Genomic DNA, 232 nt, shown 5'->3' with positions numbered 1-232 from the left:
CGTTGCGCGATACGTCGACTTTTGAAAGGGCCTTGAAGCCTGAGAGATTGAGGCTGCCTCCGAGTTTCTTATCCTTCCATTCAATGGCGGTGACGTGGCCGTTCTCGATGGTCACACCCTCGATTGAGGTGAGGTTATTGATATTGGAGACTTTGAGAGCCGATGCATTGGTTCCTTCGCGGGAGGGCTCAGATAAAAAAGCTTTGAGCTGTTTGGCTTCGTTCTTGTCGAG

The sequence above is a fragment of the uncultured Duncaniella sp. genome, assembly GCF_910577345.1.
Classification (GTDB): domain Bacteria; phylum Bacteroidota; class Bacteroidia; order Bacteroidales; family Muribaculaceae; genus Duncaniella.
This window is presented reverse-complemented; position numbering follows the sequence as displayed.